At 62.8% G+C, this 22,457-nt stretch carries 25 protein-coding genes; 12 read left to right on the top strand and 13 right to left on the bottom strand.

Translation table 11 applies throughout. The annotated features are described in order from the left end of the window. Position 1 precedes the first annotated feature (1 nt). From LDZ21_RS18865 to LDZ21_RS18855, 3 genes are read left to right on the top strand one after another with little or no spacing between them, the layout of a single operon-like run. Entirely contained in the window at positions 2-1,033 is a 1,032-nt protein-coding gene (locus LDZ21_RS18865; protein WP_244795266.1) for an ATP-grasp domain-containing protein, read from the top strand. Further along, entirely contained in the window at positions 1,030-2,127 is a 1,098-nt protein-coding gene (locus LDZ21_RS18860; RefSeq protein ID WP_244795265.1) for a hydantoinase/oxoprolinase family protein, read from the top strand. The genes LDZ21_RS18865 and LDZ21_RS18860 overlap by 4 nt, the downstream gene beginning before the upstream one ends. Positions 2,128-2,132: 5 nt before the next feature. Next, positions 2,133-2,720, top strand: a complete 588-nt coding sequence (locus LDZ21_RS18855) for an amino acid kinase family protein (RefSeq protein ID WP_035962961.1) — start codon at positions 2,133-2,135, stop codon at positions 2,718-2,720. On the opposite strand, the gene LDZ21_RS18850 is transcribed toward LDZ21_RS18855, so the two are convergent. Genes LDZ21_RS18850 through pqqA form a run of 3 tightly spaced genes read right to left on the bottom strand, consistent with a single transcriptional unit; the run spans position 2,711 to position 4,142 of the window. Next, positions 2,711-3,415 carry a (5-formylfuran-3-yl)methyl phosphate synthase gene (locus tag LDZ21_RS18850; RefSeq protein WP_244795264.1) on the bottom strand — a complete coding sequence of 235 codons (705 nt, stop codon included), beginning with the start codon at positions 3,413-3,415 and terminating at the stop codon, positions 2,711-2,713. The two genes, LDZ21_RS18855 and LDZ21_RS18850, sit on opposite strands and share 10 nt — an antisense overlap. A 22-nt stretch (positions 3,416-3,437) precedes the next feature. Beyond that, complete coding sequence (locus LDZ21_RS18845) at positions 3,438-4,007, bottom strand: DUF447 domain-containing protein (protein WP_244795263.1); 570 nt, start codon at positions 4,005-4,007, stop codon at positions 3,438-3,440. A gap of 60 nt (positions 4,008-4,067) precedes the next feature. After that, positions 4,068-4,142 carry a pyrroloquinoline quinone precursor peptide PqqA gene (gene pqqA / locus LDZ21_RS18840; protein WP_008354335.1) on the bottom strand — a complete coding sequence of 25 codons (75 nt, stop codon included), beginning with the start codon at positions 4,140-4,142 and terminating at the stop codon, positions 4,068-4,070. A 320-nt stretch (positions 4,143-4,462) separates the two neighbouring features. On the opposite strand from pqqA, the gene LDZ21_RS18835 reads away from it, so the two are divergent. From LDZ21_RS18835 to fba, 7 genes are read left to right on the top strand one after another with little or no spacing between them, the layout of a single operon-like run. Next, positions 4,463-5,953: a form I ribulose bisphosphate carboxylase large subunit gene (locus LDZ21_RS18835; RefSeq protein ID WP_035962966.1), complete on the top strand. Its 1,491-nt coding sequence runs from the start codon at positions 4,463-4,465 to the stop codon at positions 5,951-5,953. A gap of 27 nt (positions 5,954-5,980) precedes the next feature. Further along, positions 5,981-6,400 carry a ribulose bisphosphate carboxylase small subunit gene (locus tag LDZ21_RS18830; protein WP_035962967.1) on the top strand — a complete coding sequence of 140 codons (420 nt, stop codon included), beginning with the start codon at positions 5,981-5,983 and terminating at the stop codon, positions 6,398-6,400. An 11-nt stretch (positions 6,401-6,411) separates the two neighbouring features. Then, on the top strand, positions 6,412-7,329 hold the full coding sequence (gene cbbX, locus LDZ21_RS18825) for a CbbX protein (protein ID WP_244795262.1): 918 nt from the start codon (positions 6,412-6,414) through the stop codon (positions 7,327-7,329). 12 nt (positions 7,330-7,341) lie between these two features. Further along, positions 7,342-8,436: a class 1 fructose-bisphosphatase gene (locus tag LDZ21_RS18820; protein ID WP_244795260.1), complete on the top strand. Its 1,095-nt coding sequence runs from the start codon at positions 7,342-7,344 to the stop codon at positions 8,434-8,436. A 34-nt stretch (positions 8,437-8,470) separates the two neighbouring features. Then, the gene (locus LDZ21_RS18815) at positions 8,471-9,343 is read left to right on the top strand and encodes a phosphoribulokinase (RefSeq protein WP_244795259.1); all 873 of its coding nucleotides are present in this window, start codon (positions 8,471-8,473) and stop codon (positions 9,341-9,343) included. 32 nt (positions 9,344-9,375) lie between these two features. After that, complete coding sequence (gene tkt, locus LDZ21_RS18810; RefSeq protein WP_244795258.1) at positions 9,376-11,418, top strand: transketolase; 2,043 nt, start codon at positions 9,376-9,378, stop codon at positions 11,416-11,418. Between the two features lie 15 nt (positions 11,419-11,433). Then, positions 11,434-12,471, top strand: coding sequence for a class II fructose-bisphosphate aldolase (gene fba / locus LDZ21_RS18805; RefSeq protein WP_244795257.1), 1,038 nt, complete (start codon positions 11,434-11,436; stop codon positions 12,469-12,471). Between the two features lie 200 nt (positions 12,472-12,671). On the opposite strand, the gene LDZ21_RS18800 is transcribed toward fba, so the two are convergent. Together LDZ21_RS18800 and LDZ21_RS18795 are read right to left on the bottom strand one after the other, a co-directional pair. Continuing rightward, complete coding sequence (locus tag LDZ21_RS18800; RefSeq protein ID WP_244795255.1) at positions 12,672-12,851, bottom strand: type II toxin-antitoxin system VapC family toxin; 180 nt, start codon at positions 12,849-12,851, stop codon at positions 12,672-12,674. Continuing rightward, a complete protein-coding gene (locus LDZ21_RS18795; RefSeq protein WP_244795253.1) occupies positions 12,848-13,138 on the bottom strand; it encodes a hypothetical protein in 291 nt (96 codons plus the stop codon). Before LDZ21_RS18795 ends, LDZ21_RS18800 begins: the two co-directional genes overlap by 4 nt. 89 nt (positions 13,139-13,227) lie before the next feature. On the opposite strand from LDZ21_RS18795, the gene LDZ21_RS18790 reads away from it, so the two are divergent. Beyond that, on the top strand, positions 13,228-13,773 hold the full coding sequence (locus LDZ21_RS18790) for a thioredoxin family protein (protein WP_244795251.1): 546 nt from the start codon (positions 13,228-13,230) through the stop codon (positions 13,771-13,773). Here the strand turns inward: LDZ21_RS18790 and LDZ21_RS18785 are convergent. Genes LDZ21_RS18785 through LDZ21_RS18775 form a run of 3 tightly spaced genes read right to left on the bottom strand, consistent with a single transcriptional unit; the run spans position 13,770 to position 17,766 of the window. Then, positions 13,770-15,170: a DUF6513 domain-containing protein gene (locus LDZ21_RS18785; protein ID WP_244795250.1), complete on the bottom strand. Its 1,401-nt coding sequence runs from the start codon at positions 15,168-15,170 to the stop codon at positions 13,770-13,772. The two genes, LDZ21_RS18790 and LDZ21_RS18785, sit on opposite strands and share 4 nt — an antisense overlap. Then, positions 15,149-15,748: a flavoprotein gene (locus tag LDZ21_RS18780; protein WP_244795249.1), complete on the bottom strand. Its 600-nt coding sequence runs from the start codon at positions 15,746-15,748 to the stop codon at positions 15,149-15,151. The genes LDZ21_RS18785 and LDZ21_RS18780 overlap by 22 nt, the downstream gene beginning before the upstream one ends. Further along, positions 15,745-17,766, bottom strand: coding sequence for a sigma-54-dependent Fis family transcriptional regulator (locus tag LDZ21_RS18775; RefSeq protein ID WP_244795248.1), 2,022 nt, complete (start codon positions 17,764-17,766; stop codon positions 15,745-15,747). Before LDZ21_RS18775 ends, LDZ21_RS18780 begins: the two co-directional genes overlap by 4 nt. Before the next feature lie 314 nt (positions 17,767-18,080). On the opposite strand from LDZ21_RS18775, the gene LDZ21_RS18770 reads away from it, so the two are divergent. Then, positions 18,081-18,539 (top strand): dihydroneopterin aldolase, encoded by a 459-nt coding sequence (locus LDZ21_RS18770; protein WP_244795247.1) that lies wholly within the window; start codon positions 18,081-18,083, stop codon positions 18,537-18,539. Between the two features lie 21 nt (positions 18,540-18,560). On the opposite strand, the gene LDZ21_RS18765 is transcribed toward LDZ21_RS18770, so the two are convergent. The 5 genes from LDZ21_RS18765 to mch form a co-directional block, all read right to left on the bottom strand. Beyond that, positions 18,561-18,941, bottom strand: a complete 381-nt coding sequence (locus tag LDZ21_RS18765; protein ID WP_244795246.1) for a hypothetical protein — start codon at positions 18,939-18,941, stop codon at positions 18,561-18,563. Between the two features lie 80 nt (positions 18,942-19,021). Beyond that, on the bottom strand, positions 19,022-19,531 hold the full coding sequence (fae, locus tag LDZ21_RS18760) for a formaldehyde-activating enzyme (RefSeq protein WP_244795244.1): 510 nt from the start codon (positions 19,529-19,531) through the stop codon (positions 19,022-19,024). A gap of 166 nt (positions 19,532-19,697) precedes the next feature. Next, positions 19,698-20,543, bottom strand: coding sequence for a triphosphoribosyl-dephospho-CoA synthase (locus LDZ21_RS18755; RefSeq protein ID WP_244795242.1), 846 nt, complete (start codon positions 20,541-20,543; stop codon positions 19,698-19,700). Next, positions 20,530-21,486: an ATP-grasp domain-containing protein gene (locus LDZ21_RS18750; RefSeq protein ID WP_309775259.1), complete on the bottom strand. Its 957-nt coding sequence runs from the start codon at positions 21,484-21,486 to the stop codon at positions 20,530-20,532. The genes LDZ21_RS18755 and LDZ21_RS18750 overlap by 14 nt, the downstream gene beginning before the upstream one ends. Next, positions 21,471-22,457 (bottom strand): methenyltetrahydromethanopterin cyclohydrolase, encoded by a 987-nt coding sequence (mch, locus tag LDZ21_RS18745; protein ID WP_244795240.1) that lies wholly within the window; start codon positions 22,455-22,457, stop codon positions 21,471-21,473. Before mch ends, LDZ21_RS18750 begins: the two co-directional genes overlap by 16 nt.

Genomic DNA, 22,457 nt, shown 5'->3' with positions numbered 1-22,457 from the left:
TTTGATCAAACTATTCGTATTCGAGTACCTCACCGGAGGCGGCATCGACCCGGATATCGCCAGCCCAGCGAGCCTCGCAGACCTGAGCGCGCTGATCGTCGAAGGCCGCGTCATGCGCGATGCCATCGCAACCGACCTGCGCGCATTGCCCGGCATCGACGTGACCATCGCCAGTTCACGCTTCGAACACGTCGATGATCGCTATTCGCACCAACGCGCGCAAGAAGGAGAATCCATCACGCAGTTCGTGTCACGCATGGCGCGCGAGCACGATTACGCACTCGTCGTCGCGCCCGAATGCGACGGCCTGCTGTTGCGTCTCTACGATGCGGTCGGCGCAACCCGCTGGCTCGGCTGCGCGAAGGAGGCCATACGCGTTGCATCGAGCAAGAGCGCAACGGCCACGTGCCTCCAGGCTCATGGCATCGCCACGACGCCCGCGCTCGAGCCGGAGCAGGCCGCATCGCTCGATGCAGCAAACTGGGTGGTCAAGCCCGACGACGGCGCAGGCGGTCTCGATACGTATGTCTATCGTGATCTCGACGCCGCGCTGAAGGAATACGGAGCGCGCGCCGCCGCCGGGCGCAATCCCGTGCTGCAAGAATGGATCGATGGCGAGCCGCTCAGCCTCTCGCTCATCTGCGATGAGGCCGGCGCGCAACTCGTGTCGATCAATCGGCAGCGCATCGGCATGAGCAGCGACACGCCATCGAATCGTAATGAACGCATCGTCGAATTCGATGGTGTCGATGCCGATTACATCCCGCTCGATAGCGCGAAGGGCCAAGCCCTCGAACGTCTCGCGATGCGCGTCGCACACGCGTTGCCGGGGCTGCGCGGTTTCGCCGGCATCGACGTCGTATGGAACGAAGCGCGCGGGCCCGTGGTGATCGAAGTCAATCCGCGCCTCACCGTGGCCTATGCGGCAATCAGCAAGAAGCGCAATCTCGCGGCGCAACTGCTCGCGGCGCATCGTGTGTCAGGCTTCGCACACCATGACACGCGCGTGCGCGAAGTCGGAGCGTCGTCGTGACCGCGCGCAGCGGCGACGCGCCGGTATTCGGCTGGGACGTGGGCGGCGCGCACGTCAAAGTCTCGATGACGAGCAGGGGTGCGCTCGTCGATGTCGCGCAATGGGCGTGTCCGCTATGGCAAGGCATTGCGCATCTCGAGCGGGTCATCGAATATGCGTTCGAACGCTGGCCCAGTGCAGCCGACGCCTCCGCGCGCCACGCTGTCACCATGACCGGCGAAATGGTCGATCTTTTCGCGGATCGCGCCGAAGGCGTGCGCACGCTCGCACGCACGCTCGCGCAGCGGCTCGGTCAGCGCACGATGTTCTATGGCGGCGAATCGAACTGGCTCGCGCGATCCGCGTGCGCCGATGGCTGGCGCAAGATCGCATCGGCGAACTGGCTCGCGACGGCGCAATGGGTCGCGACGCGTGTGCCTCATGCAGTGCTCGTCGATATCGGCAGCACGACCACCGACATTATTCCGATCATCGATGGTCGCGTCGCCGCACGCGGCACGAACGATGCGCAGCGTCTAGCAAGCAGCGAGCTCGTGTATCAGGGCGTCGTGCGAACGCCACTCTGCGGCGTCGCACAGCGCATCGCGTTTCGCGGGGAAAGCACCGGCGTGATGAACGAATGGTTCGCGACGACGGCGGATGTGTATCGTCTGACCGGCGAGTTGTGGGACGCGCACGATCAGCATCCGAGCGCCGACAACGGACCCAAGACCGAAGCCGCGAGCCGCGCGCGCATCGCGAGAATGATCGGACGTGATGCAAGCGATGCGAAACCCGACGAATGGCGCCGCTTCGCATTCGCGTGGCGCCACGAGCAATTGCGCACGCTCGAAGCGAGCCTTGCGCGCGTGAGTGCGCAGCATGCTTCACTGAGTTCCGCACCGATCGTCGGTGCCGGGTGCGGACGCTTTCTCGCGGAGGCGCTCGCGCGGCAGGAGGCGCGCGGATACATCGAATTCGCGCGCCTTGCGGGGGTACCGGATACGGACGATGAGCGCGCGGAATGGGCTTCGACGTGTGCGCCGAGCGTGGCGGTCGCGTTGCTTGCATCGTCGCCCTTGATCGCGACGACAACGAATCTCGAACGAGGATAAAGACCATGTGGGTGGTCAAGATCGGGGGAAGCCTGAGTCACGATCCGGCGCTGCGCGAGTGGCTGATGCGGCTCTGGGAAGTAGGCGGAGGGCGCGTGGTGATCGTGCCGGGCGGCGGCGATTTCGCGGATGCGGTGCGGCGATATCAGCGCGAATGGCGCTTCGACGACCTCGCGGCCCACAACATGTGTCTGCTCGCCATGGCGCAGTACGCGATCCTCATGCAAGGCATCGTGCCCGACCTCGTGCTGGCATCGAACGAAGATCGCATTCGCCGTGCATTGCGCGATGGCCGCGTGGCCGTGTGGGTGCCGACCGACCTCATGCGAACGACGCCGGATTCCATGACCAACTGGGACACGACGTCCGACAGCCTCGCCGCATGGCTCTCAACGACGCTCAACGCCGAGCGCCTCCTGCTCGTGAAATCATGCGATGTCGAAGCGCACGCGCCACTCGACATGCTTGCGGCAAGCGGCGTCGTCGACAGGCGCTTTCCTGCTTATGTGCGCGATGCGAATTATCTCGTCGAAGTGTTCAGCAAGGGCGATGCATCGCGCATGAGGGACAGGCTGCTCGCGTTTCAGGCGTGAGCGGCAATGGGCTGGCCGTGCAGCGCGCGCGCCCAGTTCCGTACGCGCGATGGATCGAGGCGGCCGGTGCGCCCCTCGCGTTCATCGCATAGTGCGCCTCTGAAGCCTGCAATGTCCGGCGCAAGCGCGCGAATCTTCTCAAGATCGGACCAGCCGAGCGAACCGGCGAGCGCCGTCATCGTGCCGCTCGAACGCGCCTCTGCGATGCAACGTCCAAGCGTCGCGACATCGACGCAATCGAATAGCGTGCGGCCATTCTTGCTCGCGGTATCGAACACCATGCCGACGAAGCCGAGTTGCGCAGCAAGCGCCGCAAGCTCGCAGTCCACGCCTTCATCGGATAGCAACACCGGCACGACAGCCGCAGGCAGACCCGCAAGATGACGCAGGCAATCGCCCGCGCGCGGGCCGGGCGCGATGCCGACCTTCACATAGTCGACGCCTGTCGCCGCCACGTCGAGCACGCGACGCGTCATTTCATCGAGCGCATCGTTCGGCAGATCGCCGATCGTCGCGCTGATCGGCCGTACCGCGTATTGCGCGCGCAATGCACGCACGATGTTCGCGATGTCCTGCAACGCGACGCCGCCGAGCGCGCCCGCATGCGGTTCCTTCAGATCGATTAGTTCGGCGCCGGCGCTGGCCGCGTCGAATGCTTCATCGGCCGAGCGGACGCTTGCGAGCAATGCGGTCATCGTCAAACTCCGGAGGGATGCGTCAGGAATGAAGCGCGTTCGCGCGATGTGCTTCGATGGCCTGCAAGAGCCAGTTCCATGCGGTGCGTTCAGCGTCGCCCGCAGTCTTGTCGATGGCGATGCGCAGATACGCAATCTCGCTATCCACTTTCTCGGGCGGCAACATGAAGAGACGGCTCACGAGAATCGCGCCTTCGACGATGGCAGCCTGTGCCCGGTTGAAGCCGGGAAACGGCGCATGCGTTTCACGATGCACGCATTCCATGCGCAATACGGGGCGCGTGTCATCGTCGTGTAAATCGGCGAGACGCAGTTCGATATGTGCGAGTGGATCCGCCAGCCGCACGCTCGGTACGGTGGTGGCTGCGAGCGTCGGCCAGTTGCGCTGAAAACTTGTCACGCACCCGGCGAAGATGCGTACGTCGGTGGTCAGATTGATGACGGCGCTCTTCGTCGCGATGATGTTGTCCAGCGTAATCGACGGGCGAAACGGCGCGAGAATCGCGCGCTCTTCCTCGAAGCGCACGCCCATCGGCGCGATATGCGGAAGGCCGTCGCGGTCCGCGGTCGTGACGATGGTCTCATAGATCATGATCGATTCGCACCCGCACGAAGAGTTGAAGCGATGCTTCCTCGTGCGGGCTTATCCGCTTCAGCGTGTGGCGATATACATCGTGATTTCGAAGCCGAAACGCATATCGGTAAAGCTCGGTGTGGTCCATTGCATGGCTTGTTTCTCCTTGACGAGGTAAGTGGAGCAACGCCGCCCGTCTCACGGAAGGCATTCTCCACGCATGCGACGCAAGGCCCATGCCAAAGAACCCGATACGTCCGGCGCGCTCGCACTGTGACGGAAACGCAGCAAAGTGTCCCGTCCGTGCGCGTGACGTTAGATAAGGGATCGCTTAGATCCGCGCAAGAAATTCGTGAATTCACAAAGGATGACCGTGCGCCTACTCTGCATTCACAGCAAGGCGCAACACGAACGCGACGGTCGCGGATGTTCCGGACACGTCGTTCTCATCTTCCCCTCGTGAAGGAAACGGAATGAACGACTTCAGCAAGGCCGCCATCGAGGCGGCGCGCAATCCGGCCGATCCCCGATCACGCTATGCGGCCGGCGTGATGAAGTATCGCGAGATGGGCTACTGGCAGCCCGATTACACGCCGAAGGATACGGACGTCATCGCGCTCTTCCGCATCACGCCGCAGGCAGGCGTCGAGCCGGAGGAAGCGGCGGCGGCGGTCGCGGGCGAATCGTCGACTGCGACGTGGACCGTCGTATGGACTGACCGCCTCACCGCATGCGACATGTATCGCGCAAAGGCGTATCGCGTTGAACCGGTGCCGAATGCACGCGCCGACGAGCCGCAATACTTCGCCTATATCGCCTATGAACTCGATCTTTTCGAGGAGGGATCGGTGGCGAATCTCACGGCGTCGATCATCGGCAATGTGTTCGGCTTCAAGCCGCTCAAGGCGCTGAGGCTCGAAGACATGCGCATCCCCGTTGCCTATCTCAAGACGTTTCAGGGGCCGCCGACGGGGATCATCGTGGAGCGTGAAAGGCTCGACAAGTACGGCAGGCCGCTGCTCGGCGCGACGGTCAAGCCGAAGCTCGGCCTCTCGGGAAAGAACTATGGCCGCGTGGTTTATGAAGGGCTCAAGGGCGGCCTCGATTTTTTGAAGGACGACGAGAACATCAATTCGCAAGCATTCATGCACTGGCGCGACCGCTATCTGTTCGCGATGGAAGGCGTGCATCGCGCGCAAGCGGAAACCGGCGAAGTGAAGGGCCACTATCTGAACGTGACCGCCGGCACGATGGAAGACATGTATGAGCGCGCGGAGTTCGCCAGGGAACTGGGCTCGTGCATCGTGATGATCGACCTCGTTATCGGCTGGACCGCGATTCAGTCGATGTCGCGCTGGGCGCGCAAGAACGACATGATCCTGCATCTGCATCGCGCGGGACACGGCACCTACACGCGGCAACGCAATCACGGCATCTCGTTTCGCGTCATTGCGAAGTGGCTGCGCATGGCGGGCGTCGATCACGCGCACGCCGGTACGGCGGTCGGCAAGCTCGAAGGCGATCCGCTCGCCGTGCAGGGCTATTACAACGTATGCCGCGAGCCGCGCAACGACGTGGACCTGCAACGCGGCATCTTCTTCGATCAGCCGTGGGCGGGCTTGCGCAAGGTGATGCCGGTGGCCTCGGGCGGCATCCACGCAGGGCAGATGCATCAGTTGCTCGATCTCTTCGGCGACGATGCGATCTTGCAATTCGGCGGCGGCACGATCGGGCATCCGCAAGGGATACAGGCGGGCGCAACGGCCAATCGCGTCGCGCTCGAAGCGATGGTGAAAGCGCGCAACGAAGGGCGCGACATCGTTCACGAAGGCATGGACATTCTCGAAGCCGCTGCGCGCTGGTGCACGCCGCTCAAGCTCGCACTCGATACCTGGCGCGACGTGACCTTCAACTATGCCTCCACGGACACGCCGGATTTCGCGGTGACGCCCTCGGTGGCCTGACGATCAACGACGAGCAACGGAGCCGACATGCACATCACACAAGGAACGTTTTCATTCTTGCCTGCGTTGAGCGATGAAGAGATCGCCGCGCAGATCGACTATGCATTGAGTCAGGGGTGGGCGTGTTCGGTCGAATACACGGACGACCCGCATCCGCGCAATACATACTGGGACATGTGGGGCTTGCCGATGTTCGATCTGCACGATGCCGCCGGCGTCATGATGGAAGTGAACGCATGCCGCAAGACGTTTCCGCAACACTACGTCAAGGTCAATGCCTTCGATTCGGTGCGCGGCTTCGAAACCATGCGGCTTTCGTTCATCGTCAACCGGCCTGCCGAAGAACATGGCTTCCGTCTCGAACGACAGGACGGCCGTAACCGCGTGCAGCACTATTCGATTCGCACCTACGCGACGGATCGCCCTTCGGGCGAGCGGTATCGATAAGGAGAATGCTCATGCAGGCCGACGACATCATCGAGGAAGAGCCGCAAACGCGCGCCGATCTGATGGCGCTGTATCGCGAGTCGCGCATCGGCGAAGTGCTCGCGGAACTGGACCGCGATCTCGTGGGCCTGGCTCCCGTGAAAACGCGCATTCGCGAGATCGCGGCGCATCTGCTCGTGGAGCGGGCGCGGGAAACGCTCGGCATCGCGAGCGGCGCGCCGACACTGCATATGTGCTTCTCCGGCAATCCCGGCACCGGCAAGACCACGGTGGCGATGCGCATGGCGCAAGTGCTGCACAGACTCGGCTATATCCGCCGCAATCAGCTCGTCTCGGTGACGCGCGACGATCTCGTCGGCCAGTACATCGGACACACCGCGCCCAAAACGCGCGAAGTGCTCAAGCGCGCGATGGGCGGCGTGCTGTTCATCGACGAGGCGTATTACCTGTACCGGCCGGAGAACGAGCGTGATTATGGTCAGGAAGCCATTGAAATCCTGCTGCAGACGATGGAGAACCAGCGCGACGATCTCGTCGTGATCCTGGCGGGATACGAGTCGCGCATGGAGACGTTCTTCCAAAGCAATCCGGGATTTCGCTCGCGCATCGCGCATCACATCGTGTTCCCGGATTACGATCCGCATGAATTGCTCAGGATAGCGGAACAAATGCTGATCGCGATGCATTATCGATTCGACGACGATGCCCGCCGCGTCTTCGAGGAGTATCTCGCGCGCCGCATTCGTCAGCCGAACTTCGCCAATGCGCGCTCGGTGCGCAATGCGCTGGACCGCGCGCGGCTGCGTCAGGCGAATCGTCTCTTTGCGGCGGCCGAACGCGGCAGCGGTCCCGCCGACGCCGACGCGCTGATGCAGCTCGAACCATGCGATATACGCGCAAGCCGCGTGTTCGACGAACCGTCATCCTGAAAGGAGCGCACCATGCAGGACGGACGCACGACGCTGTCGAAATTCCTGATCGATACACTCGATCGCAAGTCTGGCCCGCATGCGGCCACCGGACTCTCGGCCTTGCTGGTGGACGTGGCCGCATCGATCAAGACCATCGCCGCCGCGCTCATGCGCGGCGCGCTCGGCGGCCAGCATGGCTCGGCGCAAAGCGTCAACACGCATGGCGAAGAACAGAAGAAGCTCGACCTCGTGACGAACGATATCTTCCTGCAGCATTGCGAATGGGACGGCTTGCTGGCTGGCATGGTGTCGGAGGAAATGGAGGGCGTGTATGCGGTGCCGGAGCCTTATCCGCGTGGCGAGTATCTGCTTGCATTCGATCCGCTCGACGGCTCTTCGAACATCGATATCAACGGCGTCGTCGGCTCCATTTTTTCGGTGTCGAGAAGAAACGCATCGCGGCATGACGCACCGAGCGAAGCGGACTTCCTTCGCCCGGGAAGCGAACAGGTCGCAGCCGGCTATGCGATCTACGGGCCAGCGACGATGCTCGTCATTTCGGTCGGAAACGGCACGCATGGCTTCACGCTGGAGCGCGATGTCGGCAACTTCGTGCTGACGCATTCGGATATCCGCATACCCGACGATTCCTGCGAATTCGCGATCAACGTGTCGAACGAACGCTTCTGGGAGCCGCCCGTGCGCCGCTACGTGAAGGAGTGCAAGGAGGGCCGCACCGGATGCCGTGCGCAGGACTCCAACATGCGATGGATCGCGTCGATGGTCGCGGAGGTGCATCGCATTCTCATGCGTGGCGGTGTCTTCATGTATCCGCGAGACTTCAAGACGCCGGAGATGGAAGGGCGCTTGCGGCTGCTGTATGAGGCGAACCCGATGAGCTTCCTCGTCGAGCAGGCAGGCGGGCTTTCGATCACGGGCCGCGAACGCATTCTCGATACAACGCCGCGCGCTTTGCATCAGCGCGTGCCAGTCATTCTCGGCTCGCGCAACGAAGTGGCGCGCATTCAGCGTTATCACGGTGAATACGACCGTGGGGAGGACAAGCCATTCACATCGCCGCTGTTCAACGAGCGATCGCTGTTCCTTCCCGAGACGCCCGTGTGAAGTGCACAGAATAAATCCATAGGGAGACAGGCGCATGTCAATCAAGCATCCGATCATCGCGGTGACGGGCTCGAGCGGCGCGGGCACCACCACGGTCATGAAGAGTTTTACGCATATATTCAGGCGTGAGCGCATCAATGCGCAGATCGTCGAAGGCGATGCCTTTCATCGTTACGATCGCCTCGGCATGCGCGAAGCGATGAAGCAAAGCGAGCGCGATGGCATCCTCCACTTCAGCCACTTCGGGCCCGAAGCGAATCTGCTCGAAGAGCTGGAGCGCCTCTTTCACACCTATGGCGAAAGCGGTCGCGGTGAGTATCGGCGTTACATACACGACGACTCCGAAGCCGCGCATTTCAAGCAGGACGCGGGCACGTTCACGCCGTGGGAAGACATCGCGTCCGATACCGACATGATGTTCTATGAGGGCTTGCACGGCGCAGCCGTCACCGACAAGGTCGATATTGCGCGCCATGCGGACCTGCTGGTCGGCGTCGTGCCGATCATCAACCTCGAATGGATACAGAAGCTGCATCGCGATCAGACCATGCGCGGGTATTCGCATGAAGCGGTCGTCGATACGATCCTGCGCCGCATGCCCGACTACGTGAACTACATCTGCCCGCAGTTCTCGCGCACGCACGTGAACTTTCAGCGCGTGCCGACGGTGGATACATCGAACCCGTTCACCGCACGCGAAATTCCGCAGCCCGACGAGAGCTTCGTCGTGATCCGCTTCACGAAGCCGAAGGGTATCGACTTCCCCTATCTGCTCACGATGCTGCACGACTCGTTCATGTCGCGCCCGAACGTGATCGTCGTGCCGGGCGGCAAGATGGGGCTCGCGACGCAACTCATCTTCACGCCGATGATTCTCCAGTTGCGCGACCGCCGCGCGCGCGCCTGAGCCGCTTTTCCCCTGCAAATATGGAGGCATTCATGAATGCCGTCGCCGAGGCTTTGCCCAGAACTTTTCGATCTCCCGATACGCGCCACATGGCGAACGCACTGCGCATGCTCGCCGTCGACGCGGTACAGCAGGCGAATTCGGGCCATCCCGGCATGCCGATGGGCATGGCCGAGATTGCCGTCGCGTTGTGGAGCCGCCATCTGAAACATAATCCCGCTGATCCGGACTGGCCCGATCGCGACCGCTTCGTGCTCTCGAATGGTCACGGCTCGATGCTGCTTTACGCGTTGCTGCATCTCACCGGCTATGACTTGCCGATCGAAGAACTCCGGCGTTTCCGGCAGATGGGAAGCAAGACGCCTGGGCATCCCGAAGCCGGCGTAACGCCCGGCGTCGAGACAACGACCGGTCCGCTGGGGCAAGGCTTCGCGAATGCGGTCGGCATGGCGCTCGCGGAGACGCTGCTTGCGCGCGAGTTCAATCGGCCGGGGCATGAGATCGTCGATCATCGGACGTATGTGTTCGTGGGCGATGGATGTTTGATGGAAGGCGTGTCGCACGAGGCCGCGTCGCTTGCGGGAACGTTGCGGCTCGATAAGCTCACCGTACTCTACGATGACAACGGCATCTCCATCGATGGGCACGTGCAAGGCTGGTTCAGCGACGACACGCCGCAACGCTTCGCGGCCTATGGCTGGCACGTGATCGCCCCAGTCGACGGCCACGATGTCGAAGCGGTCTCGGCGGCGCTCGACGAAGCACGGTCATCCGATCGTCCCACGTTGATTTGCTGCAAGACGACGATCGGTCAAGGTGCGCCGTCGATGGCCGGCACACATGACGTGCACGGCGCTCCGCTCGGCATCAACGAAGTCGAAGCGACGCGTCTCGCGCTCGACTGGCCGCATCCGCCCTTCGAGATACCTGCATCGATTCGAGAACGATGGAATGCACGTGGCGAAGGCGCGGCTGTGCAGCAGCACTGGATGCGTCGCATGGATGCGTATCGTCGCGTGTATCCGGAGCAGGCCGCCGAATTCGGGCGGCGCACGCGTGGTGCATTGCCGGCGAACTGGCGCGATGCCGCGCATGCGCTCGTTCGCGACGCCGACCGCGCGCGTCAGACCATCGCGACGCGCAAGGCATCGCAGAACGCCATCGAAGGACTTGCGCGTGCATTGCCTGAATTGCTCGGCGGATCGGCGGATTTGACAGGCTCGAATCTCACGCGATGGAAGGATGCGATCGACGTTACTGCATCGCCGGAACGGGGCAACTATGTCCGCTTCGGCGTGCGTGAGTTCGGCATGAGCGCGATGATGAACGGCGTTGCGCTGCATCGCGGCTATCTGCCGTTCGGCGGCACCTTCCTCACGTTCTCCGATTACGCGCGCAACGCGCTGCGCATGGCCGCTTTGATGAAGACGCGCACGGTGTTCGTTTTCACGCACGATTCGATCGGCCTTGGCGAAGACGGCCCGACGCATCAGCCGATCGAGCATGCCGCCACGTTGCGGCTGATTCCGGGGCTGGACGTGTGGCGTCCATGCGATGCCGTCGAGACCGCGCAGGCGTGGGTCAGCGCGGTGGAGCGCGACCGGCCATCGTGCTTGTTGCTGTCACGTCAGAACCTGCCTTACGTGCCGCGCGATGAAGCGCAGATCGATGGGATCGAACGCGGCGGCTATGTGCTCGCGGATTGGCCCGGCGCGTGCGAGCGCGATGCGCGGCGCGTGGTGCTGATCGCGACCGGATCGGAAGTGGCGCTGGCGCTTGCGGCCATCGAACCGCTTAAGCGCGAGGGCATTCTCGCGCGTGTCGTGTCGATGCCGTCCACGACAGTGTTCGACCGGCAATGTCACGCATGGTGCGAGCGCGTGTTGCCGAAAGGAGTGCCGCGCGTCGCGGTCGAAGCGGGCGTGACGGCGTTCTGGCGGCAATACGTCGGATTGCATGGCGGCGTGGTGGGCATCGACCGTTTCGGCGAATCCGCGCCGGCGGGGGAACTGTATGCACATTTCGGCGTGACGACGGCGGCTGTCGTCGAGCAAGCGCGCCGTGTCGCGGCGTGAACCGGGAGAACGACGATGGCTTTCATCGCAATGAGGCAACTGCTTGATCACGCGGCGGAGCATGGCTATGGCGTGCCCGCGTTCAACGTCAACAACATGGAGCAGATCCACGCGATCATGCAGGCCGCGGAAGCAACGAAGAGTCCGGTGATCCTGCAGGCATCGGCGGGCGCGCGCAAGTATGCGGGGGAGCCTTCTCTGCGGCATCTCGTGCTTGCTGCGGTAGAGGCGCATCCGGATATACCTGTCGTGCTGCATCAGGATCACGGCGCGAGTCCGGCCGTGTGTCAGCAGGCGATTCGCTCGGGCTTCACGTCGGTGATGATGGACGGCTCGCTCATGCCCGATCAGAAGACGCCTGCCGGCTATGATTACAACGTGGACGTCAGCCGCCGCGTGGTGGATGCGGCGCATTCGGTGGGTGTATCGGTGGAGGGCGAACTGGGCTGTCTGGGATCGCTCGAGACGGGTCGCGCGGGCGAGGAAGACGGAGTGGGTGCGGAAGGCGCGCTCGGCCGTGAGCGCTTGTTGACCGACCCCGATGAAGCGCGCGATTTCGTCGATGCAACCGGCATCGATGCGCTTGCCATTGCGATCGGCACGTCGCATGGCGCATACAAGTTCAGCCGCGAGCCGACGGGCGATATCCTCGCGATCGATCGCATCGCCGAGATACATGCGCGGATTCCGGATACGCATCTGGTGATGCACGGGTCGTCATCGGTGCCGCAAGAGTGGCTCGACGTGATACGCGAGTACGGTGGCGAGATTCCATCGACGTATGGCGTGCCGGTGGAGGAGATTCGGCGCGGCATCGCGAATGGCGTGCGGAAGGTGAACATCGATACGGACATTCGCCTCGCGATGACCGGTGCGATGCGGCGCGCGATGGCATCGAGCAAATCGGAGTTCGATCCGCGGCATGCGTTGAAAGCGGCGACGGCGGCGGCGCGCGATCTTTGCATCGAGCGGTTTCGGGCGTTCGGGTGTGAAGGGCAGGCGGAGCGAATCAGGCCGTTGGGGATGGAGGCGATGGCGAAGCGGTATCAGTGATCAGGCTGGGGCGGGTTCACTGGCGTACTCGGCAAGTTCGCCGTCGACTGTAGGAGTTTGAGCTGTTCGGTACGCGCCTGAGCGAGCAGGAGCCTGTCGAACGGATCACGGTGCAGATGGCGCAACTCACGCACGGCTCTTGCGTGCGCGAGTTGAACCGTCAGTTCGATGAAGCGATGCGCTTCGAACTCGTCGATAGTTTAAGCGGCTCGCGGCTCCAGTTTGCCGCGAGCCGCCTTGATCGACAGTTCCGAGACGCTCGCCGTGCTGACATAGATGCACTTTGCATCTGCAATCTCATCGCGCATATCGGCTGGCAGCTTGCGATTCCTCGTCACGCTCCAGATGTAGATGTGGGTATCGAGCAGCAGACGCATCATCGGCCTTTGAGTGCGGCAAGGATGTCATCGGGCAACGGCTTGTAGAACTCGTCAATGATGTAGTCAGGCAGAGGTTTGACGGCTTCGTCGTCCAGAACGCTGTCGTCGACGTAGCCGACGACGATCGAACCGCATGTCTCGGGATCGTCGCCTAGGTTGCCGAGCGCCCTGACACGATGAAGCACGACAGGATGGTCACCGCCAATGGCGACGTCTTTTCCTTGCGCCACCATCTCGAGGATTTTTGGCAAGTCCTTCTGCGCCTCTTCGACATTGAAAACGTACATGGATACTCCGTATAACTAACAAGAGCTTCCATGCTAACCGACTCAGCCGCGCACGCCAATCTGCCGAACGGCCAATTGGGAGCTATCTCATGCCGACCGAATCCCCGACTGCGGAACTCGGCGCAATCGCGCCCGAGTTCACGCTTCCCGCCACCGATGGCCGCACCTGCACGCTCGACACGCTGCGCGGTCCGAAGGGCCTCGTGCTCGTCTTCATGTGCAACCATTGCCCTTACGTGAAGGCGGCGCTTCCCCATCTGATCCGCGACGCAATCGACTTGAAAGAACTAGGCGTCGGCCTGGCGAGCATCAATTCGAACGATGCGAGCATCTATACCGACGACGCGTTCGACCGCATGATCGCCGTGTCAGAAGAGTGGCGCATGCCGTTCCCCTATCTCCACGATGAAACTCAGGATGTGGCGCGCGCTTACGGCGCAGTCTGCACGCCGGAATGCTTCGGCTTCGACGCGGAACTGCGCTTGCGTTATCGAGGGCGCATCGATGCTTCGCGCAAGGAACCATTACCGAACGCGCGAAGGGACCTTTACGAAGCGATGCGCGCCATTGTCGAGGGCCGCGAACCGGACGAGCAATACCCGGCTCTCGGCTGCTCGATCAAGTGGAGGGCTTAGCGCTTCTTCATCGTCGGCCCGGGCGCGTGCCATGCGCTCAGATCCTCTTCTGGCCGATCCACCTGACATCCCCAGTCCAGCGGCTGGTCCTGATCGAAGCGCTTGCCCAGTTGCCACGCGATTTCCGCACGCGCAAGCTGAACGCCCATATAGAACGCATGCCCGCCATCCGTTTCGATCTGCAATTGCGGATAGAGCGCGAACGGATCGACGTTCAGGCGATGCCCGTCCCGGTTGTAGACGTGAATGCCTTCCTCTGAAACCTGCACGCGAAAGTTAGGATCGCGAACGGATGCAGCGAGCGCGTCAATTTCTTGGGCGCTATACGGAAACGGCCGTTTAGCATGCAGCGCCGATAAATCGCCGGTCATGCCCTTCGGCAGCGTCTGCGTTTTGCGTGCGGCATGCATCACGCGCCGCGCGACATCGGCTTCGCGAACCGCGCGGCGTGCATGCAGGCTGACTGATGTCGTCAGCACCGCCGCCACCCGCAATTCGGCGGCCATCCCCATGAGCACGGCGTTGATGCCGCTCGTATCCGCTTCGGTCAGTTCCGTGACGTTGCCAATGCCCATCATGATCGCGACATCGGCATGACGCTCGCGCAGACTCACATAGCGCGCGATGGACGTGGCGAGCCCGAACGGGATCGGGTCGAGAATGGGATCGGCGAGAAAGGAGCGATTGCGCTTCTGCATGGCGTCGATCGCCGCATCGAGCGAGGCCATATCGTGCGGCTCGCGCGGCACGAGTATCGGCGTCGACGCGGTTTCATCGGCGATCCATAAGGTATCGATGTTCAGGCTCATCAGATAATCCGCGCCCGCGCGCGCGCCGCGCAACAGCTCGTCGGTGAGCATGGAATCGACGCTGACGCGATAACCCTGTTCCTTGAGCATCGCCACCGCATCTTCGAGATGCGGAAACGGCGTCTCGGGAAGACAGCCGATATCGATGACATTCGCGCCCTGGCTCACATACTCGCGCGCACGCGCGGCGATGCCATCGAGGTCGAGACGCGGGGCGTCCACGATCTCCGCGAAAATCTCCGTCTCGTAGCGCGATAAATCCACATGCCGCGCCTCGCGTCCGAAAAACTGCGGCAGGTCCTTTACTTCTTCGGGGCCGCGCTCGACCTTCACGCCATAGTGCGCGCTGAGCGCATCAAGGTCGCCGCGGCATCGGCCGGGGACGATCATACGATTCGTGCCTTCGGTGAGCGGCAGCGCGACGCGTCGGCGAATCATGTCGGCGGTCATCAGCCCCGCCACCTGCAAGCCTATTTCGCGCACTTCCCATGTGAACGGCGATGCTGCATCGACCGGCGCAATGCCTTCGAGCACGCCATACAAGCTCTGCTCGGCAAGACGGCCGGTCAGGAAGACGATGTGTTCCATGCGAGCGTGAGTTGCGTGAGCCGCCGGTCGAGCGCGGCGCGCAGGTCGTCGAGCGTATAGGCGACGGTCGTGTGTTCGATGCGCGCAAGCCGCTCGACGTTGTCGAACTCGATCGCACGCGGCCTCACTTCGACCCATTCGTGCGGCGTCTGCGTGATGACGCTCGGCGCGGTATCGCATGCGAACACGATACCCGGCACGCATTGCTTACCCGCTTGCGCGAAGAGATTCGTGGGCAGCGTATCGGAGATGCCGAGCGCGCACTTCGCGACCGTGTTGCTCGTCGCGGGTGCGATCACGACCGTGTGATAGTCGCCGTTATAAAGCATGCCGACCGGCACGCTGCTCGCGCTGTTATCGCGAAACACCTTGAAGTGCTCGCGCAGCCTTTTCATGGGCCAGCCGTAGAGCGGCAGCACTTCTTCGCCCGCCGATGAAAGGAACAGGTCGCAACGTGGCAGGCGCAAGGCCAGATCGATCGACTCTTCGATCATGTGACCGGACCCTGTCACGCACCATGCGAAGTGTGCGTCGGGCTTGAACTCGTCGAGCCGGCGCGCGGGCGTCGGCTGCGTCATGCGTCGTGCGGCGAGGACGAATCATGCGACAGCCGGATATGCAGCCGATGCATCTTGCGATAAAGCGTGTTGCGGCTGATGCCGAGCACCTTCGCGACGTTGCTCACGTTCCAGCGATGCTCGTCGAGCAGCAGCAACACCGTCTCGCGCTCTTTCACCTGAATCGCGTTGAGTGCGCTCATCTGCGCATCGTCGGTGAGATGCGCAGGCGCCGCCGATGGCGCCTGGCTCGTCGCACGCGCCGATGCCCCGCTTAGTATTTCCGGCGGCAGATGCGCGCAACGGATTTCGTTGCCATCGCAGAGTGCGATCGCCATCTGCAGCACATGCCGCAATTGCCGGATATTGCCGGGCCACGGATAGTTGAGCAAAGCCTGGCGCGCTTCGGCGCTCAAGGCCGGCGGATCATCGGATTCGGTTTCGAGAATATGGCCGATGAGCGCGAGCGCATCGGCGCGTTCACGCAATGGCGGCAGATTGATCTCGATACCGTTGAGCCGATAGTACAAGTCCTCGCGGAACATGCCGTTCTGCACGAGTTCGATGAGATTGCGGTGGCTCGCGCTGATCAGTTGAAAATCGACCTTGACAGTGGTTTCGGCACCAAGCGGCGTGACCTCGTGTTCCTCGAGCACGCGCAAGAGACGCGCTTGCAACGCGAGCGGCATATCGCCGATTTCATCGAGAAAAAGCGTGCCGCCGTTGGCCTGCACGATCTTGCCGCGCCGGCCTTCACGCTGCGCGCCGGTGAATGCGCCCGCGCGATAGCCGAACAGTTCGCTCTCGATGAGATTCTCCGGCAACGATGCACAATTCACGGCGACGAATGCGCCGCTTCCATTCGGGCTGATGCTGTGCAGCGCATTCGCGAACACTTCCTTGCCCGTGCCCGTCTGCCCGCGCAGGATGATCGGGATCTTGCGTTGAATGACGCGTGCGGCAAGCTGGATCTGCGAGGCCATGCGCGGGTCGCCGAATTCAAGGTGCGAGAGCTTGTCGAGACGGCCCGTGCCGGTCGCGTCGCGCGTTTCCTTGCGCGCGGGTTTGGCGCGCGTGTCGTTCATCAGAATGCGCGTTCCGTTGCTTGCGGCCTCGCGCGGCGTTTGCGCGGTGAGAAAGAAACGGCTGTTCGCTTTTGCGCTATAGACGGTGACCGGATGGAACGAGCCGCGAATGCTGCGCGCGATCATGTCTTCGAGCGTCGCGTTGAACGCTTCTTCGATGCGCTTGCCGCATAGCTCGCCCGGCGAACGCAAATCAAGCTGAAAAAGCGCGCTGCGGCTCGCGGCCAGCACGATGCCCTCGTCGCTGACGGCGAGCTTGCCCGCGTGCAGCGTGCCGACGAACTCGGGCCGGCTATGGAAGTGAATCATGTTCGCGTGGCGGTAGCGGGCATCGATCAGACGATTTTCGATCATCTGCCGCGACATGCCGACGAGCACGAGCGAATGCTGCTGCAGGAGCTTCGAGCGGCTCGTGACATCGAGCACGCCGACCACCGCGCCGCGTTCATCGAAGATCGGCGCGGCGGAACAGGTGAGCGACGTATAGCGCGGATAGAAATGCTCGTGCTGGCAAACCGCAATGCAATCGCGCTCGATCAGACATGTGCCCATGCCGTTGGTGCCGGCCTCGCGTTCGCTCCATAGCGCGCCGACGCGCAGGCCATCGGCGGCCACGGCTTCGCCGAACGGCACCGACGACACCTGATGCACGATCACGCCGTCGGCATCGACGAGCACGACGGCCAGCTCGGGGTCCGCCAGTTGTTGATAGAGCGTGGTCATCTCCAGCTTCGAACACGCGATGAGATCGCTCGCGGCTTCGCGGCGCTCGGTGAGTTCGCGCTGCGTAAGCACGGGCGGCATGACGAAGCGGCCCGGATCGAGATGGAATTCGGTGAGGCAACGCATCCACGATTGCGCGACGGAATCGCTCGCGCGCCGTGAAGCCAGCGGGTTATTGACGATATTCAGCACTTCCCGGACATGCGTATCTACGTCAGCAAGCGACGACATCAGGGCGTGTCTCCGTGGCGCCGCGTTCCGCCGCGCGTTCGCCGCGCAGCCTTCGGACGCCGTATCCGTTGTGATTTCCGCTGGCGCTGCGGCTCGATTTCGATTGCCGTCGTGCTGTTTGCCGCACGCGTGCGCGCCTCGTAGCCGGGCGGATGCCGTTGTTCGGACTCCCGGTTCTCAAAAACTGTACATCCTATGACGCCTGTGTTCAATTGGTAGTCGCATAAAGAAGCCTGTTTGCGCCCGCTTTTTGCTTGCAACTTACGGATTCTTGCGGCGTTGAAGCGCCGCACACTCACGCGAGGCACTGACACATGGGCCGATTCGATCCGATCCGCGAAGCCTTCACCGAACAGCACGACGCCGCGATGGATATCGTTTATATCGACGGACTGACGGGCCGGACGGTCATCGGCATCGACAAGAACGAACTGCACGAGGCGCAGCCCGTTCGCATGAGCCTGATGATCGGCGTGCCGTCGATCCGCGCGTGCACCACGGATCACATCGACGACACGATCAATTACGCGGTCGTGCGCGACGCCATTCATGCGCTGCTCGCTTCGCATCGCCTGCAATTGCTGGAGGCGCTGGCCGAGCGCATCGCGCAGATGGTGATTGCGGATTTCGGCGCGCACTGGGTGAAGATTTCGCTCGCGAAGCCCGCCAAGTTCGATGACGTCGATGCGGTCGGCGTCGTGATCGAGCGTCGCCGTTCATGGTCCGAGACAACGGGCCTCGGCTGGATCGGACGCGGATATGTTCCGAAGTAAGTTCAAGCGGCCTTGAGCGGCCTATTTTCCGGTGGATGTGCGCTGCACGATACCGCAGGCCTTGAACGCATCGCGCTGCAACTCGCGGAACTTCTTGGTCTGCGCCTTCGCGCGGTCCACCCGGAATTCCGCTCCGCCTTCGCCGCCTAACGTGGCGTACTTGGAAAACGTGGACTGCTCGACGAAGTCGTCGTAGTTGAGCACCTTCGCAATTCTGTCGATCGCGCACGAGCACTTGTACACGTTCACGAAGTCGTGCCCGTTGTCGTCCATGCAGCTCAGCACGTATTCGACGCGGCCCTCGGTCGGATAATCATGTCCTTGCGCGTCCGCGCCGAAGGAAAGCGACGAGGCGAGCGAGAGCGCGGCGAACATCGCGAGCGTGCGGCAACGTTGGATCATTCGATGAATCTCGCTTTATCGTCGATGATGAGCGGCCGGCGTTGCATCATGCGCACCGGCCGCGGGACAAGTCGCTTCGATCAGGACGCCGCGAACGGATGCGCGACGGAACCCTTCTTCGCTACGACATCAGCCGCTTTCGGCTCGCCTGCAACGGCTCGCTGAATGGATTCCTTCGTCGCGCGATAGTTGAACTCCTGAATCTTCTTGTCGTCGGACGCTTCCCAGTGGATGAACACGCCGACACAAATGAAGAGGTCGTCGGCTTCGTCTGCCGGAATGGTGCCGTCCTCGACGCTATCGGCCACGGCCAGCGCCACCGCATGCTGCGCAGGGCCGAACATCTGCACGGCCTGCTTCGCGCCCTTGATGGTCACCTTGTTGAAGAGAATCGTGTTGGGCTTCGTGATGAGATTCGGCGCGACCACGGCGAGCAGCGATGTAAAGCCATCCTTGTTGTTCGTGAGCGCGTGACAGAACGCTGTCTCGGCAGCGGAGCCTCGCGGTCCGATGATCAAGTCGATATGTGCGACCTCGTTGCCTTCGCCGACCAGCGACTCTCCTATCAGGACGCGGTTGATCTTGGCCATGCTCTTCCTCCAGTGATGGGTGGTTCTTGGGACGACCGACTTGCTCTTTCGCTAGCGACGGCATGAGAACCGCGCAAGGCTCGTTGAAAAACGGGGCGGCATAACCGCGCACTTCCTAAACATGATCCGTGCCACTTTTTGGGGGGACGTAGCGCGTTTTCTTCGTTCACGCCGTCATCAACGCGACGAAGAGCGCCGCCACGGCAAGGTCCGCGCTCGTGCCGGGATTGATGCCGCGCGCCTTGAGTTCGGCGTCCCATGCGGCGAGTTGAGGATCGTCGGCAGGCGAGCCGGCGGCGAGCCAGCGCGCGTGATGCACGGCGGCATCGCGCGTGACACTTTGCGCCATCGCCGCGCCTTGCTTGCGCACTATGTGCGAGTCGGGCAAGGCGGCGAGGAAGCTAAGGAATATCCCTAGTATTGCAGTGTTTTTCGTGACGTTCGCGCGCTGCGCCGCATCGAACACATCCGCGAAACCGATCGCGTACTGTCGCGCAATGCTGTCGCGATCGGCGGCGAGCGACATGGCCGTGCGCAGATCGACGGTCGGCGCTTCGTGCACCGATTGCTCCGGCGCGTCGCCGAGGCCGCCGGGATTCGCAATCGCGATCGCGCGATAGGCGAGGCGCGCGTCGTCGATATCGAGCGACGCGAGCACGCGCTCCGTTTCCGCATGCCAATGAACGATGTCGATGTCCGCATCGCGCGGCACGCGTTCGAGCGCAGCGCACAACGGCGCAGCAAGCAGCACGATGCCGAGATTCGTATTGCACGCGACCGCATCGAAGGTGCGGCGCACGGCATCGAGAATGCGCGCGCCGACGCTCGCACCCGGAACGAAAAGCCCGGCTGCCGCCGTGCCTGCGCTGATGATGAATTGCGCCGACGTCATGCCGTGTCCCGCGCTCGCGATGCTCACGTTGCCGGGTTTGGCCGTCTCCACATCGAGGCGGCATGCGCGCAAGAACGCTGCACGTGCGCGTTGTTCTCGCGATGAGTCAGGCGCGTTCATGGCCGCGCGCGAACGTCATCGCCCGTTGCGATACAGCGAGCTTGCCGTCGAGAAGATCGTCGACGAGCAGTGTCGCGATATCGAACGATGTCACCGATTGCAGCCCGCGCCACGCCGCGACGCCGTTCACTTCGAGCACGAGCGGCCGCTCACCGGATGCGGCGGAAGCGATCAGATCGACACCCGCGTAATCCAGCCCGAGCGCCGCGCTTGCGCGCACGGCGACGTCTGCGAGCGAAGGCGTCAACTCAGCGGCCTGGCACGCTGCGCCGCGTGCGAAGTTATGAATCCAGCCTTCGCCGCCGACGCGCTTCATCGCCGCGACCGCCCGCGTGCCGATCACGAGCACGCGCCAGTCGAAGCCGGGCTCGCCGCCATCGACATAACGCTGAAGATAAGCCACCTTGCTGAACGATTCGAGGGATGGCAGCGGTTCACAGGCGTCATCGCCGAGCAGTTGCAAGCCCTTGCCTTGCGATCCGAACAGCGGCTTCATCACCAGCTTGCGGCCTGCGGCGCGTTCGCGCATCAGCACGCGCTGTGCAAACGCGGACGATTCGCCGGCCCACGTCGCGGGTGTGGGCACGCCATAGCGGTTCAGCAGAAAGCTCGTCATCGACTTGTCGACGCTGCGTTCGATCGCGCGTGCATCGTTATAGACGGGCACGCCGCTTTCGCGCAGCGCGTGCAGGATGCCGAGCCGCATCGTGACTTGTTCGAAGGTGCCGCCCGCGATGCCGCGCACGAACACCGCATCGGGCAGCGTGTGGCCGAAGCCGGGAATCGCGAGACCATGCGGCTTCCATGTCGTATCGATGCGGCAATCCGCGAGATCGACGCAACGCGCTTCGACGCCGCGCGCGCGGAATGCTTTCCTGAGGCGGCTCGTGTGCCAGCCCGTCTCGTCGGTCATGATCGCAATGCGTGTCATCGCGCCTGCCATTGCGCGTCCAGCAGCGCCTTGTTCAACGTGCCGCCGTGATACGTGATGCCGCTTTCGAGGCTGCAGACCCATGCTTCGGCGGGCGCGAAGAGCGCCGCGTCGATCTGATAGAAGTCATAGTTGAAGGACTTGAAGATGTCCGCGAACGGTTCGCCATAACCACGCGCATTCGACGATGGCAACTCGGCCGCGAGCTTCTTCGCAACCGCATCACTTTTCACGGTGAGATGCACGCGGCCACCGTACAGGATTGCATCGTTGGTGCGGCCCATTGCCTGCACGCCGTCGGGCGCGGGCGGCGGCAAGGGCGCGTTGCCGCTCGCATCGACGATCTCGTTCAGATCGACGCCGAGCACATGCGTCTTGTGCAACGCAACTTCGACGACACGTGCAACGACCTGCACCGTCCCCGCAACAGACTGCGTCGGTGTCACCGCGATGACGAGGTTCGCCGGCGCGAGGCCGCAATCGTTGAGCACCTTGTCGATGACGACTTGCGGCGGCAAGCGGTCCACTTCCATAACGAGCGCGCCGCGATCGTGACGGTCGCGATATCCGAGTTCATCGAAAAGCGGCTCCTTGCACGCGAGCGCGCGGGCGGGGCCGGAGCCCAACGAGAAGAACTTCTTGCCGCCCGTTTGCTCCTTGGTTGCCGAAAGGCTCCAGCCCGCGTATTGACTCGCGAGGCAGGCGAGCACCGGATTCGACGCATGCACTTGGATGAAGGCAGGCCAGAGCGGAGCGGCATCGAAAGCGATGCACTGCGTCACGTGCCCCAAGCCGCCCATGCAGATGCGCGCGATCAACAGGCCCGCTTCGACGCTGCCTGCCGCGTTCACGCCTGCATCGACGATAACGGTGCCTGCCGGCGTGCGAATAATGTCGACGCGAAGGCGTTGCGCATCGTCGATGAGTTGTTTGACGAGCGGCTCGCTGAGTGCATTGACGCTGAGTGCGGAAGTCGAAGTCAT

It is taken from the genome of Caballeronia grimmiae, assembly GCF_022879615.1.
In the GTDB taxonomy this organism is placed as follows: domain Bacteria; phylum Pseudomonadota; class Gammaproteobacteria; order Burkholderiales; family Burkholderiaceae; genus Caballeronia; species Caballeronia grimmiae.
Note: the sequence above shows the minus strand (reverse complement) of the source record. Positions and strands in the feature narration are given on the sequence as shown.